Annotated in this window: 11 protein-coding genes and 1 pseudogene; 6 read left to right on the forward strand and 6 right to left on the reverse strand. The window is 56.7% G+C overall.

Annotated elements, in window-relative coordinates; all coding sequences use genetic code 11:
- Nucleotides 1-13 precede the first annotated feature (13 nt).
- Nucleotides 14-1,201 carry a glycoside hydrolase family 88 protein gene (locus ACWKXX_RS11890; protein WP_032103344.1) on the forward strand — a complete coding sequence of 396 codons (1,188 nt, stop codon included), beginning with the start codon at nt 14-16 and terminating at the stop codon, nt 1,199-1,201.
- Nucleotides 1,202-1,233: 32 nt separating this feature from the next.
- On the opposite strand, the gene lysM is transcribed toward ACWKXX_RS11890, so the two are convergent.
- The 5 genes from lysM to qseB form a co-directional block, all read right to left on the reverse strand.
- Nucleotides 1,234-1,674 carry a peptidoglycan-binding protein LysM gene (gene lysM / locus ACWKXX_RS11895; RefSeq protein WP_003862507.1) on the reverse strand — a complete coding sequence of 147 codons (441 nt, stop codon included), beginning with the start codon at nt 1,672-1,674 and terminating at the stop codon, nt 1,234-1,236.
- Between the two features lie 153 nt (nt 1,675-1,827).
- Entirely contained in the window at nt 1,828-2,142 is a 315-nt protein-coding gene (locus tag ACWKXX_RS11900) for a putative quinol monooxygenase (protein WP_003862506.1), read from the reverse strand.
- Nucleotides 2,143-2,172: 30 nt separating this feature from the next.
- The gene (locus tag ACWKXX_RS11905) at nt 2,173-2,754 is read right to left on the reverse strand and encodes an NAD(P)H-dependent oxidoreductase (RefSeq protein ID WP_015571876.1); all 582 of its coding nucleotides are present in this window, start codon (nt 2,752-2,754) and stop codon (nt 2,173-2,175) included.
- A gap of 104 nt (nt 2,755-2,858) precedes the next feature.
- Nucleotides 2,859-4,208 carry a quorum sensing histidine kinase QseC gene (gene qseC, locus ACWKXX_RS11910; RefSeq protein ID WP_261665990.1) on the reverse strand — a complete coding sequence of 450 codons (1,350 nt, stop codon included), beginning with the start codon at nt 4,206-4,208 and terminating at the stop codon, nt 2,859-2,861.
- Nucleotides 4,205-4,864 carry a quorum sensing response regulator transcription factor QseB gene (gene qseB, locus ACWKXX_RS11915; protein ID WP_045911487.1) on the reverse strand — a complete coding sequence of 220 codons (660 nt, stop codon included), beginning with the start codon at nt 4,862-4,864 and terminating at the stop codon, nt 4,205-4,207. Before qseB ends, qseC begins: the two co-directional genes overlap by 4 nt.
- 139 nt (nt 4,865-5,003) lie before the next feature.
- Between qseB and ACWKXX_RS11920 the strand changes: the two genes are divergently transcribed.
- From ACWKXX_RS11920 to ACWKXX_RS11940, 5 genes and pseudogenes are all read left to right on the forward strand, one after another.
- Nucleotides 5,004-5,405 carry a YgiW/YdeI family stress tolerance OB fold protein gene (locus ACWKXX_RS11920; RefSeq protein WP_003862501.1) on the forward strand — a complete coding sequence of 134 codons (402 nt, stop codon included), beginning with the start codon at nt 5,004-5,006 and terminating at the stop codon, nt 5,403-5,405.
- A gap of 118 nt (nt 5,406-5,523) precedes the next feature.
- On the forward strand, nt 5,524-7,782 hold the full coding sequence (gene parC, locus ACWKXX_RS11925; RefSeq protein ID WP_015571873.1) for a DNA topoisomerase IV subunit A: 2,259 nt from the start codon (nt 5,524-5,526) through the stop codon (nt 7,780-7,782).
- 163 nt (nt 7,783-7,945) lie between these two features.
- A complete protein-coding gene (plsC, locus tag ACWKXX_RS11930) occupies nt 7,946-8,683 on the forward strand; it encodes a 1-acylglycerol-3-phosphate O-acyltransferase (RefSeq protein ID WP_003862497.1) in 738 nt (245 codons plus the stop codon).
- 61 nt (nt 8,684-8,744) lie between these two features.
- The gene (gene ftsP / locus ACWKXX_RS11935) at nt 8,745-10,157 is read left to right on the forward strand and encodes a cell division protein FtsP (RefSeq protein ID WP_017692665.1); all 1,413 of its coding nucleotides are present in this window, start codon (nt 8,745-8,747) and stop codon (nt 10,155-10,157) included.
- Between the two features lie 130 nt (nt 10,158-10,287).
- A pseudogene (locus ACWKXX_RS11940) lies at nt 10,288-11,463 on the forward strand (YgiQ family radical SAM protein); the annotation flags it as partial.
- Nucleotides 11,464-11,598: 135 nt separating this feature from the next.
- Here the strand turns inward: ACWKXX_RS11940 and ACWKXX_RS11945 are convergent.
- The gene (locus ACWKXX_RS11945) at nt 11,599-12,234 is read right to left on the reverse strand and encodes a hypothetical protein (protein ID WP_012477419.1); all 636 of its coding nucleotides are present in this window, start codon (nt 12,232-12,234) and stop codon (nt 11,599-11,601) included.
- Nucleotides 12,235-12,286 lie beyond the last annotated feature (52 nt).

Here is a 12,286-nt window from a genome sequence, read left to right on the forward strand (position 1 = left end):
AAGGAACCGAAATATGTTAAGTCGTATCAAAGAAGAACGTCTGCCTGTTATCGCTGCGCCCGTTGACTCCCGCGCATTCAGCGATGAACTGAATTCGGCGCGCAGCCACGTTCTCGACCTGATTAGCCGTCATTTAACGGAGTTCGGCGACAAATTCCCGGCGGAAACCTGTCAGAACGGTTTTTACCCGCTGACTGACAACGTGGAGTGGACCACCAGCTTCTGGACCGGGCAGCTGTGGCTGGCGTGGGAGATGAGCGGCGAGGAAAAATTCCGTGCGATGGCCGAAAAACACGTGCGCTCGTTTGGCCTGCGCATCGCCGGGCGCAACGACACCAACACCCACGATTTAGGCTTCCTCTACACGCTCTCCTGCGTAGCCGCGTGGCGGCTGACCGGAAATCGTGAGGCGCGCGGCTTCTCGCTGCTGGCGGCGGAAGCCCTGCTGGAACGTTTCCACGAGAAGGCGAAAATCATCCAGGCGTGGGGCGATCTCTCCGATCCGGAGCAGGCCGGGCGGATGATCATCGACTGCAACATGAACCTGCCGCTGCTCTACTGGGCAACGGAGCAGACGGGCGATCCGCGCTTTGCCGACGCTGCAAAAGCGCACGTCATGCAGGCCGCGACGTACCTCATTCGTGACGATGCCTCCACCTTCCACACCTACTATATGGATGTGGCAACCGGCGCACCGCGCTACGGCAACACCCAGCAGGGCTACGCCGACGACTCCTGCTGGTCGCGCGGGCAGGCTTGGGGCATTTACGGTTTCCTGCTGAGCTATATCTATACCGGCGACGAAACGATGATCGCCCTGTCAAAACGGCTGGCGAACTACTTCCTCAATCGCCTGCCGGAAGACTACGTCTGCCACTGGGATCTGGCGCTGGTGGGCACCGACGCACTGCGTGATTCTTCCTCGGCGGCAATTGCGGTGTGTGGACTGCTGGAGCTGGTGAAACATCTGCCGGTCACAGATCCGGATCGCGAACGTTACCTCGAATGGGCGAAAGGGATTATGTCCTCGCTGACAAAGCACTATCTGATGGGCAAAGAAGAGAAGGGCAACGGGCTGCTTAAGCACTCGGTGTATCACCTGGCGAGCAATAAAGGCGTGGATGAGTGCGCGAGCTGGGGCGATTACTTCTACGTTGAGGCACTGGTGCGTTTTACGCAGAGCTGGAAACTGTACTGGTAAAAACAGTCGGGGGGTAACCCCCGACTTATCGATCACGCTTTCGGAATACGCAGCGTCTGACCGGGATAGATCTTATCCGGGCTGGAGAGCATTGGGCGGTTAGCCTCAAAAATCTTATTGTACTGGTTGGCATCGCCGTACACGGTTTTAGAGATTGCGCTCAGGGTATCGCCGGATTTCACCGTATAGTAGGTGGCTTCATCTTTGGCATCCGTGGCGGTGATATTGTTTTCCACTTCGCTGACGCCCGCAATGTTGCCGACGGCGACCTGGATTTTTTCTTTCTGCTCCTGCGTCAGCCCGTCGCCCGTCACGCTGGCCTTGCCGTCAGTGACGTTAACCTGAACCTTATCGGAACCGGGAATGTTGAGTTTCTTGAGGTGCTCGGTGATTTTGTCGCTCTGACCTTTATGATCGGTCAGGTTATCCCACAGCTTTTCGCCTGCTTCTTTTACGAAGTTAAAAAGTCCCATTCCATCCTCCTGTTAACAATGAAGTCAGAATAAGCATAGCAGTTGAGTATTAAGATGATACAAAAAGCCCGGTGGCGCTAGCGCTTACCGGGCCTACGAGTCAGGTTTTGTAGGCCGGGTAAACGCAGTGCCACCCGGCAAATTTCACAGAAATTAAACCCCTTGCTCCAGAATACGGATGTGGGTTTCCAGAACGTCCCCTTTCACCGCGTCGCTCCACGCTTTCATATGCGCGGTCTGCAAATGCGCTTCAAGGTGCGCGACGGTTTCCCACTGCTCAACCATGATGATTGAGTCTGGTGCGGTCGCCTGAAAGCTTGCGCTGGTGGCGGCGTCCACCATCGGCGCGTAGCCGTGGCAGCCTTCTTCTTTCAGTACGGTCGGGATGATCTTCGCGAACTCATCCAGTACCGCCTGGCGGTGATGTTGGCCAGGACGCGTACGGATTTCAGCAATAACGGTAAGCATAATTAACTCCTTCTAATTCCAGGCTACCAGTTAAGCAAAAATTTCCGCGAGATGCTTGCGATATTCTGCGATATAGCGCGGGACGTCCGGCATTTTAATCACGTCGTTGACGATAAAGGTCGGCAGCGGCTCCATTCCCAGGAACTGATTCGCCTTGTGGAACGGCAGATACGCGCCGTCTACGCCCACGCCTTCGAAGAACTGATCTTGCTCAGTGAACGCTTCTAGCGGGGCATTCCATGTCAGGGAGAGCATGTATTTCTTGCCCTGAATCAGGCCGCCGGAACCGTATTTTTTAGACGCGTCTGAGCGGGTGCGGCCGTCGCTGGCATACAGCGAACCATGACCTTCGGTAAACACATCGTCCATGTATTTTTTCACGGTCCACGGTGCGCCCATCCACCAGCCCGGCATCTGCCAGATAACCACGTCGGCCCACAGGAAGTTCTGCACTTCGGCCTTCACGTCGTAATCGCTGTCCGCGCGCACGACCTTAACATCATGTCCGGCGTCGCGCAGGAAACCATCCGCGACCTCGGTCAGGGTGTCATTCAGTTGGCCTTTAGAGTGCGCAAATTCTTTCGCGCCGTTGATAATCAGAATATTGCTCATTATTTGTCCTCGATGCTGAGAGTATGCCGGGTATTCTACGCGCGAGGACGGAGCGGAAAAATAAGCAAAATGTGCAAAGTCTTTTGCGCTGAGCGCAATAATGGCTACCAGCTGACGGTCACCTCAAAGCCCCCTTCCGGCGCATTGCCCAGCGAGACGCGCATCCCATGTAACGCCGCGATACGCTTGACGATAGACAACCCCAGACCGCTGCCGGTGGCGTCCTGGCCCGGTGGACGATAAAAGCGCTCGCCGAGACGCGCCAGCGCATCGGTTGAAATGCCCGGGCCGTTGTCGCGCACGGTAAAACTTTGGGTATTCAGCGTCACGTCCACCACGCTGCCGCGCGGGCTGTAACGAACGGCGTTGTCCAGCAGGTTACGCGCCAGAAGACTAAGCAATAGCGGCTGTCCGTGACGTATCACCTCGGGCGCGTTGACGTTGAGCCGAATATCAATGCCCGCCTGCTGCGCCGGATGCCAGATATCCAGCACCGCGGATTGCAGCAAATCGGCCATCATCACGGGTTCGACGTCATCAAGATTATCCAGTGAATCCAGGCGCGACAGGGTGAGAAGCTGGTCCACCAGCCGGGAGGCGCGGTCGATACCCGCATGCAGCTGCCCCAGCGCTTTAGACTGCGCCCCGGGATCGTCAAAGGAAAGCTGCGCCACGTCGGTTTGCACCTTCAGCGCGGCCAGCGGACTGCGCAACTCATGGGCGGCATCCGAGGTGAAGCGGCGCTCGCGGGCCATCATCTCCTGCGTACGGGCGAAAAGATGGTTAAGCGCATCAAGCAGCGGGCGAACCTCCGTCGGCACGCCGTGGGTGGGTAGCGTATCGGTCGCATCCGGCGAGCGCGAGCGCAGGGTCCGCGCCAGATTTTTCAGCGGTTTCAGTTCCCGGCTCAGCAGAACAATCAGCAACAAAAGCATGACGGGCAGCGCCACCAGCCACGGCGTCAGCTGCGAGCTGACCACGTCCAGCGCCATATCCTGTCGGTACTCCCACTCCTGGCCAACCACCACGCGGTATTTCCCGTCCGGAGAAGTCAGCCACAGGAAACGCCATTCGTCGTTGTCATCCTGCAACCGACCGTCATCAAACCCGTCCCGGCGGTAGAGGTAAGGTATGTCGCGCCCGTTTTCGCCGTCGTTAAGCACCATGCTACCGTCGGCGTTGAAGATTGCGAAGGCCAGCGCATCGTCGTCCAGATGGCCGTGTTTGGCTTTTTTCGGTACCTCGCGCATGCGTTCCGGGGCGCGGAGTTCGTCCACGTCCATCGTCAGCAGCCGTTTGGCAAACAGCATCTGCTGGGTATCGAACAGCTTATCGAGCTTGTCGGTCGTCTGGTGCCAGGCCACCACGCTTGCGGCAAACCAGGCCGCCAGGGACAGCAGCAAAAAGAGGAGCGTCAGGCGCAGTTTCAGGCTCAGGCGTTGGGTCAGTTTCATGCGTCACCCAGGGTATAACCGATGCCGTGCACGGTGCGGATAAATTCGCTGCCGAGCTTGCGGCGTAAATGATGAACGTGGACTTCGACGGCGTTGCTGGAGACGTCATCATCCCAGTTGTAGAGTTTCTCCTCGATGGTCTTGCGCGGCAGCACGCGGCCCGCGTTGCGCATCAGCAGCTCCAGCAGGGCGAACTCTTTGGGTTTGAGCACCAGCGTTTCGCCCTCCAGTGTGGCGACAAGGCTTGCCGGATCGAGCGTGACCTTGCCGTGACGCAGCTCGCTGCGCGCCTGACCGTGGCTGCGGCGCATCAGCGCTTCAAGGCGGGCCGCCACTTCAATCAGCGCGAACGGCTTACACAGGTAATCATCCGCCCCCAGGCGTAACCCTTCGACGCGCTGATTCAGCGCATCCCGCGCGGTCAGGATCAGCACCGGTTCGCTCTTACCGCTTTCGCGCCAGGCGCGCAGGATCTCAAGCCCGTCGATTTCTGGCAGCGTCAGGTCCAGCACCACGGCATCATACGGCGCGGTGTACAGGGCCGACTGCCCGGTTTTACCGTCGGTAAACCAGTCCACGTTAAAGCCCATTTTGCTTAAGCCCGCTTTGATGCCGTCGCCGATGAGCCTGTCGTCTTCTACCAGTAAAATGCGCATATTTCCTCCTTGATGCCGTCAGTAAACCTTCTGCAAGCGCCTGCTGTACAGTAAAAATAAATAAATTTTCCCCTTAAGAAGTTGTTAAGGTTTACCCTGTTTAATGGATTGTGAAACGACATTAAAGGGAGAGATAAAGATGAAAAAATTCGCTGCAATTGCTGCCATCATGATGATGACCACGGCCCCTGTCTTTGCTGCACAGGGTGGCTTCTCTGGCCCATCTGCGACACAGAACCAGACGCAAACCCAGCAGGGTGGCTTTGTCGATAACAACGCCAACCTCACCACCGCGGCTAAAGTGAAAGACCTGAAGGACGATGCCTGGGTGAAGCTGCGCGGGAACATTACCGAGCGCCTGTCCGATGACCGTTACACCTTCCGCGATGAGAGCGGCACGGTGGTGGTGGAGATCGACCACAAGCGCTGGAACGGCGTGACGGTGACGCCCCAGGATAAAGTCGAACTCCAGGGTAAAATCGATAAAGACTGGAACGAGTTTGAAATCGACGTGAAGCAGGTTATCAAGCTGAACAAATAACCCGGAAAGGGCCGCTTATGCGGCCCTTTTTCTTTGTGACTCAACTCGCCAGATGAGGTAGTATCTGCGGCAATATTGCCTGAAACCCATCGGTTTCTGAGTTGAGGAATCACACGTAATGAGCGATATGGCAGAGCGCCTCGCGCTACATGAATTCACGGAAAACGCCTACCTGAACTACTCCATGTACGTCATCATGGACAGGGCGTTGCCGTTTATCGGGGATGGCCTGAAGCCCGTTCAGCGCCGCATCGTCTATGCGATGTCCGAACTGGGACTGAATGCTACCGCCAAGTTTAAGAAATCCGCCCGTACCGTCGGCGACGTGCTGGGTAAATACCATCCGCACGGCGACAGCGCCTGCTATGAAGCGATGGTGCTGATGGCCCAGCCGTTCTCTTATCGCTATCCGCTGGTGGATGGCCAGGGGAACTGGGGGGCGCCGGACGATCCGAAATCCTTCGCGGCAATGCGTTATACCGAATCCCGCCTGTCTAAATATGCCGAAGTGCTGTTGGGCGAGCTGGGGCAGGGGACGGTCGACTGGGTGCCAAACTTCGACGGTACGATGCAGGAGCCGAAGATGCTGCCTGCGCGTCTGCCGAACATCCTGCTGAACGGCACGACCGGTATCGCCGTGGGCATGGCGACGGACATTCCGCCGCACAACCTGCGTGAAGTGGCAAAAGCCGCCATCACCCTGATTGAGCAGCCGAAAACCTCGCTGGACGATCTGCTGGATATTGTGCAGGGGCCGGACTACCCGACCGAAGCCGAGATCATCACCTCGCGCGCGGAAATCCGCAAAATCTACCAGAACGGTCGCGGCTCCGTGCGCATGCGCGCGGTGTGGACCAAAGAAGACGGGGCTGTGGTGATCACCGCGCTGCCGCACCAGGTGTCCGGTGCGAAGGTGCTGGAGCAGATCGCCTCCCAGATGCGCAATAAAAAGCTGCCGATGGTGGACGACCTGCGCGACGAATCGGACCACGAAAACCCGACCCGTCTGGTGATCGTGCCGCGCTCTAACCGCGTGGACATGGAGCAGGTGATGAACCACCTGTTCGCCACTACCGATCTGGAAAAAAGCTACCGCATCAACCTGAACATGATTGGTCTGGACGGTCGTCCGGCGGTGAAAAACCTGCTGGAGATCCTCACCGAATGGCTGGCCTTCCGCCGCGATACGGTGCGCCGTCGTCTGAACCATCGTCTGGAAAAAGTGCTTAAGCGCCTGCATATCCTCGAAGGTTTGCTGGTGGCGTTCCTCAACATTGACGAAGTGATCGAGATCATTCGTACCGAGGACGAACCTAAGCCTGCCCTGATGTCGCGCTTTGGCATCAGCGAAACCCAGGCCGAAGCGATCCTCGAACTGAAATTGCGCCATCTCGCCAGACTGGAAGAGATGAAGATCCGCGGCGAGCAGAACGAGCTGGAAAAAGAGCGCGATCAGCTTCAGGCGATTCTGGCATCCGAGCGCAAGATGAACACCCTGCTGAAGAAAGAGTTGCAGGCCGATGCCGACGCCTTTGGCGACGACCGTCGTTCTCCGCTGCATGAGCGCGAAGAGGCGAAGGCGATGAACGAGCACGACATGCTGCCGTCCGAGCCGGTGACCATTGTGCTTTCCCAGAGTGGCTGGGTGCGTAGCGCCAAAGGCCACGATATCGACGCGCCGGGTCTGAGCTACAAATCCGGTGACAGCTTCAAGGCGGCGGTGAAGGGCAAGAGTAACCAGCCGGTGGCGTTCATCGACTCCACGGGCCGCAGCTACGCCATCGACCCGATCACGCTGCCGTCTGCGCGCGGCCAGGGCGAACCGCTAACTGGCAAGCTGACGCTGCCGCCGGGCGCCACGGTGGACCATATGCTGATGGAGGCCGACGATCAAAAACTGCTGATGGCGTCTGATGCGGGCTACGGCTTTATCTGTACCTTCAACGATCTGGTGTCGCGTAACCGTGCTGGTAAGGCGCTGATTAGCCTGCCGGATAACGCACACGTCATGCCGCCGCTGATCATCGAGAACGAAAGCGACATGCTGCTGGCGATCACCGCTGCCGGACGCATGCTGATGTTCCCGGTCAGCGATCTGCCGGAGCTGTCGAAAGGGAAGGGCAACAAGATCATCAGTATCCCGTCAGCGGAAGCGGCAAAAGGCGTCGATGGCCTCGCGCATCTCTTCCTGCTGCCGCCGCAGAGCACGCTGACCATTCATGTCGGCAAGCGTAAAATCAAACTGCGTCCGGAAGAGTTGCAGAAGGTGGTGGGTGAGCGTGGACGTCGCGGCTCACTGATGCGCGGCCTCCAGCGAATCGACCGCGTGGAGATCGACTCGCCGGCGCGCAGCAAAGCGGACGACAGCGAAGAGTAACCTGTTTCATCCCCCCTCTTTCCGGAGGGGGAATTACCATAAAATTTCCCGTAAAAACGTTGTTAATTCGTGCGTTGCGATTAACAATACGCGCTCGTAATAAAGTCCTTACCTGGCCACAGGTGAAGTATAATTGTCAGCTGTCAGGGCTTCAGAGGTCGCTATGCTATACATTGTTCGTCTCATTCTTACCGTTATTTATTGCATTCTGGTCTGTATTTTCGGATCGATTTATTGCCTGTTCAGCCCGCGTAACCCAAAGCATGTCGCGACGTTTGGCCACATGTTTGGTCGTCTTGCGCCGCTGTTTGGCCTGAAGGTTGAAAAGCGTCTGCCTGAAGGGGCGGAGAATTTCGGTAACGCCATCTATATCGCTAACCATCAGAACAACTACGATATGGTGACGGCCTCAAATATTGTTCTTCCGCCGACCGTAACCGTGGGTAAAAAAAGCCTGCTGTGGATCCCGTTTTTCGGTCAGCTGTACTGGCTCACCGGTAACTTACTGATTGACCGTAACAACCGCGCCAAAGCGCATGGCACCATTGCGGAAGTGGTGGATCAGTTTAAAAAGCGCCGGATTTCCATCTGGATGTTCCCGGAAGGGACGCGCAGCCGTGGTCGCGGCCTGCTGCCGTTTAAGACCGGCGCGTTTCATGCTGCAATTGCGGCAGGCGTTCCAATTATTCCCGTGTGTGTTTCCAATACATCGAATAAGATTAATCTTAACCGTCTGAATAACGGACTGGTCATTGTCGAAATGCTGCCGCCGGTAGATACCTCAAAATACGGTAAAGACCAGGTGCGCGAGCTGGCCACGCACTGCCGCGAGCTGATGGCTCAGCATATTGCGCAGCTCGATAAAGAAGTTGCAGAGCGAGAAGCCGCCGGTAAGATTTGACCCGGTGTCGTGTAAGGGAAAACGAATTCCCGCGTTGTTAGTCGTTTCAGATGGAGCTTATATGTCACTCAGTCGGCGTCAGTTTATTCAGGCTTCGGGTATCGCCCTTTGTGCGGGTGCGATGCCGCGGACAGCCAGCGCCGCCGGGCAGCAACAGCCGCTGCCTATTCCGCCGTTGATTGAATCCCGTCGCGGGCAGCCGCTATTCCTCACGCTTCAGCGTAGCCACTGGTCCTTTACCCAGGGAACGCGCGCGCAGGTATGGGGCATTAACGGACGCTACCTCGGGCCGACCATTCGCGTGTGGAATGGCGATGACGTTAAGCTCATCTACAGTAACCGTACGACGGAAAATGTCGCGATGACCGTCAGTGGTTTGCAGGTTCCGGGGCCGCTGATTGGCGGCGCGGCACGCATGATGTCGCCGAATGCCGACTGGGCGCCCGTCCTCCCGATTCGTCAGAGCGCGGCGACATTGTGGTATCACGCCAATACCCCGAACCGCACCGCCCAGCAGGTCTACAACGGCCTGGCCGGAATGTGGCTGATTGAAGATGAGGTCAGCAAAACGCTGCCGATCCCGAATCACTACGGCGTCGATGATTTCCCGATCATTATTCAGGACAAGCGGCTGGATAACTTTGGTACCCCGGAGTACAGCGAGCCGGGCAGCGGTGGTTTTGTGGGCGATACGCTGCTGGTTAACGGCGCGCAAAGCCCGTATGTCGAAGTGTCTCGTGGCTGGGTGCGCCTGCGTCTGCTGAATGCCTCTAACTCGCGCCGCTACCAGTTGCAGATGAGCGACGGCCGCGCGCTGCACGTGATTTCAGGCGATCAGGGGTTATTACCTGCGCCGGTGTCGGTAAAACAGCTGGCGCTCGCACCGGGCGAACGTCGTGAGATCCTCGTGGATATGACCAACGGGGATGAAGTGTCCGTGACCTGCGGCGAAGCGGCAAGCATTGTTGACCGTATTCGCGGCTTCTTTGAACCGTCGAGCGTGCTGGTCTCCACGCTGGTGCTGACGCTGCGCCCGACCGGCCTGTTGCCGCTGGTGACCGACAGCCTGCCGATGCGCCTGCTGCCGCAGGAGATTGTGACCGGCCCGGCAGTACGCAGTCGCGATATCAGCCTTGGCGACGATCCGGGCATCAACGGTTCGCTGTGGGACGTAAACCGCATTGATATCACCGCCCAACAGGGAACATGGGAGCGCTGGACCGTCCGCTCGGAGATGCCGCAGTCGTTCCATATTGAAGGGGTGTCATTCCTGATCCGCAACGTCAACGGGGCGATGCCGTTCCCGGAAGACAGGGGCTGGAAAGATACCGTCTGGGTGGATGGCCAGGTCGAACTGCTCGTCTACTACGGCCAGCCTTCCTGGCCGCACTTCCCGTTCCTGTTCCACAGCCAGACGCTGGAGATGATGGACAGGGGATCGGTAGGGCAGATGCTGGTGAATCCGGCACCATAAAAAGCTTTCTCCCTCTCCCTGTGGGAGAGGGTTGGGGTGAGGGCAACAGCCCGCACAATACCCCTTCATTTCCCCCGGTAAACCAGCGTATAATCCCGCTCCTTTTGTCTATTTTTTCTTCGGAAGCATTATGAGCGCTATTTCCCTGATCCAGCCGGATCGCGACCTCTTCTCCTGGCCCCAGTACTGGGCAGCCTGCTTTGGACCGGCGCCGTTCCTGCCGATGTCCCGGGAAGAGATGGATCAACTGGGCTGGGACAGCTGCGATATCATTCTGGTGACGGGCGATGCGTATGTCGATCACCCGAGCTTTGGCATGGCGATCTGTGGCCGTATGCTTGAAGCCCAGGGCTTCCGCGTGGGGATCATCTCCCAGCCTGACTGGAACAGCAAAGACGACTTTATGCGTCTGGGCAAGCCTAACCTGTTCTTCGGCGTGACCGCGGGCAACATGGACTCGATGATCAACCGCTATACCGCCGACCGTAAGCTGCGCCATGACGACGCTTACACGGCTGACAACGTGGCGGGTAAACGTCCCGATCGCGCGACCCTCGTCTACACCCAGCGATGCAAAGAAGCATGGAAAGACGTGCCGGTGATCCTGGGCGGCATCGAGGCGAGCCTGCGCCGCACCGCACACTACGACTACTGGTCTGATACCGTGCGCCGTTCGGTGCTGGTGGATTCGAAAGCCGACATGCTGATCTTCGGCAACGGCGAGCGTCCGCTGGTGGAGGTGGCGCATCGCCTGGCGCAGGGTGAACCGGTCAGCGAGATCCGCGACGTGCGCAACACCGCGATCATGGTGAAAGAGGCGCTGCCGGGCTGGAGCGGGGTGGATTCCCGCATTATCGATATGCCGGGCAAAATCGACCCTATCCCACATCCGTACGGTGACGATCTGCCGTGCGCGGATAACAAACCGGTTGAGCCGAAGAAAGCGGAAGCAAAGGCCGTGGTGGTGCAGCCGCCGCGTCCGAAGCCGTGGGAAAAAACCTATGTGCTGCTGCCGTCTTACGAAAAAGTAAAAAGCGATAAAGTACTCTACGCCCACGCATCGCGCATCTTACACCATGAAACCAACCCCGGCTGCGCGCGCGCTCTGATGCAAAAGCACGGCGAGCGCTATATCTGGGTTAACCCACCGGCGATCCCGCTCTCTACCGAAGAGATGGACAGCGTCTTTGCTCTGCCGTACAAGCGTGTGCCGCATCCGTCATATGGCAACAGCCGTATTCCGGCGTACGAGATGATCCGTTTCTCAATCAACATCATGCGCGGCTGCTTCGGCGGGTGCTCATTTACTCTTGTTTTTATGTATTTAGAGTTAAACTCTACTTTTCTATTTTTAGAATTCAAGCTATTCATCGTAATTGAGAGATATCCTTTTAATGTTCAGCAAGCCTGTTAAAAGCACTTTATCTGAACCGCGTTTTGCCTAAATCCTGCTCAATATATACTCTCCCTGAGTTCTGAAATCCTCAAATTCCCCAATCTTAAAGCATTGATACATAGATGATGTCAGATAATGCGCAATCATCTCACCGCCAATATGGATCCGTTCCGGGTGTGGGTATGTCGCCTGTATAGCCCTTTGTTCATTCATCATTACAGGAATTGTCTGCAACAAATCCCCATCCAAGATTTGGCACTCAGGTTTTACTCCTGTTCCGTATTGTAATTGCTCTGATTCGAAATCATGGACTGAGCGATAGGCGAACGAAACGATATTTCCTGTTTCCTCGCAAATTGCGAACTGATAAACACTGGTTGTCACCGTTGAAGAAGAGGGAATTGCATGGTCATGCTTGTATTGTTTCCACAGCCTCCTTAGACAGGCCGATGTATGATAATTGAGATTTTGTATACCTGATACGACCATTCTGGTTGATGCTTCAAGCAACCAGGTGTTAGAAAATCCACCTGCCCCCGTTCCTGCTATGATGGTTCTTAGCTGGGGGATGTAACCTGCTTTGGAAACAAAAGATAACGGCTCCCCATTATCGGTGACGGCAAGGGTATCTGTTACAATCAGTGCTTGTGCTTCGTCTGTATAAAATATCAGTGATGACATATTTTCCTCATCCAGAAAAGACATTACATGAATCACAGAACAGGTCACTACA

The sequence above is a fragment of the Enterobacter sp. UPMP2061 genome, from assembly GCF_053709615.1.

Excerpts from the sequence above, each read along its gene's own strand:
- plsC (WP_003862497.1), top strand. The coding sequence starts at position 7,946 with ATGCTATACATTGTTCGTCTCATTCTTACCGTTATTTATTGCATTCTG.
- qseC (WP_261665990.1), bottom strand. The coding sequence starts at position 4,208 with ATGAAACTGACCCAACGCCTGAGCCTGAAACTGCGCCTGACGCTCCTC.
- ftsP (WP_017692665.1), top strand. The coding sequence starts at position 8,745 with ATGTCACTCAGTCGGCGTCAGTTTATTCAGGCTTCGGGTATCGCCCTT.
- ACWKXX_RS11900 (WP_003862506.1), bottom strand. The coding sequence starts at position 2,142 with ATGCTTACCGTTATTGCTGAAATCCGTACGCGTCCTGGCCAACATCAC.
- ACWKXX_RS11945 (WP_012477419.1), bottom strand. The coding sequence starts at position 12,234 with ATGTCATCACTGATATTTTATACAGACGAAGCACAAGCACTGATTGTA.
- lysM (WP_003862507.1), bottom strand. The coding sequence starts at position 1,674 with ATGGGACTTTTTAACTTCGTAAAAGAAGCAGGCGAAAAGCTGTGGGAT.
- ACWKXX_RS11905 (WP_015571876.1), bottom strand. The coding sequence starts at position 2,754 with ATGAGCAATATTCTGATTATCAACGGCGCGAAAGAATTTGCGCACTCT.
- ACWKXX_RS11890 (WP_032103344.1), top strand. The coding sequence starts at position 14 with ATGTTAAGTCGTATCAAAGAAGAACGTCTGCCTGTTATCGCTGCGCCC.
- qseB (WP_045911487.1), bottom strand. The coding sequence starts at position 4,864 with ATGCGCATTTTACTGGTAGAAGACGACAGGCTCATCGGCGACGGCATC.
- ACWKXX_RS11920 (WP_003862501.1), top strand. The coding sequence starts at position 5,004 with ATGAAAAAATTCGCTGCAATTGCTGCCATCATGATGATGACCACGGCC.
- parC (WP_015571873.1), top strand. The coding sequence starts at position 5,524 with ATGAGCGATATGGCAGAGCGCCTCGCGCTACATGAATTCACGGAAAAC.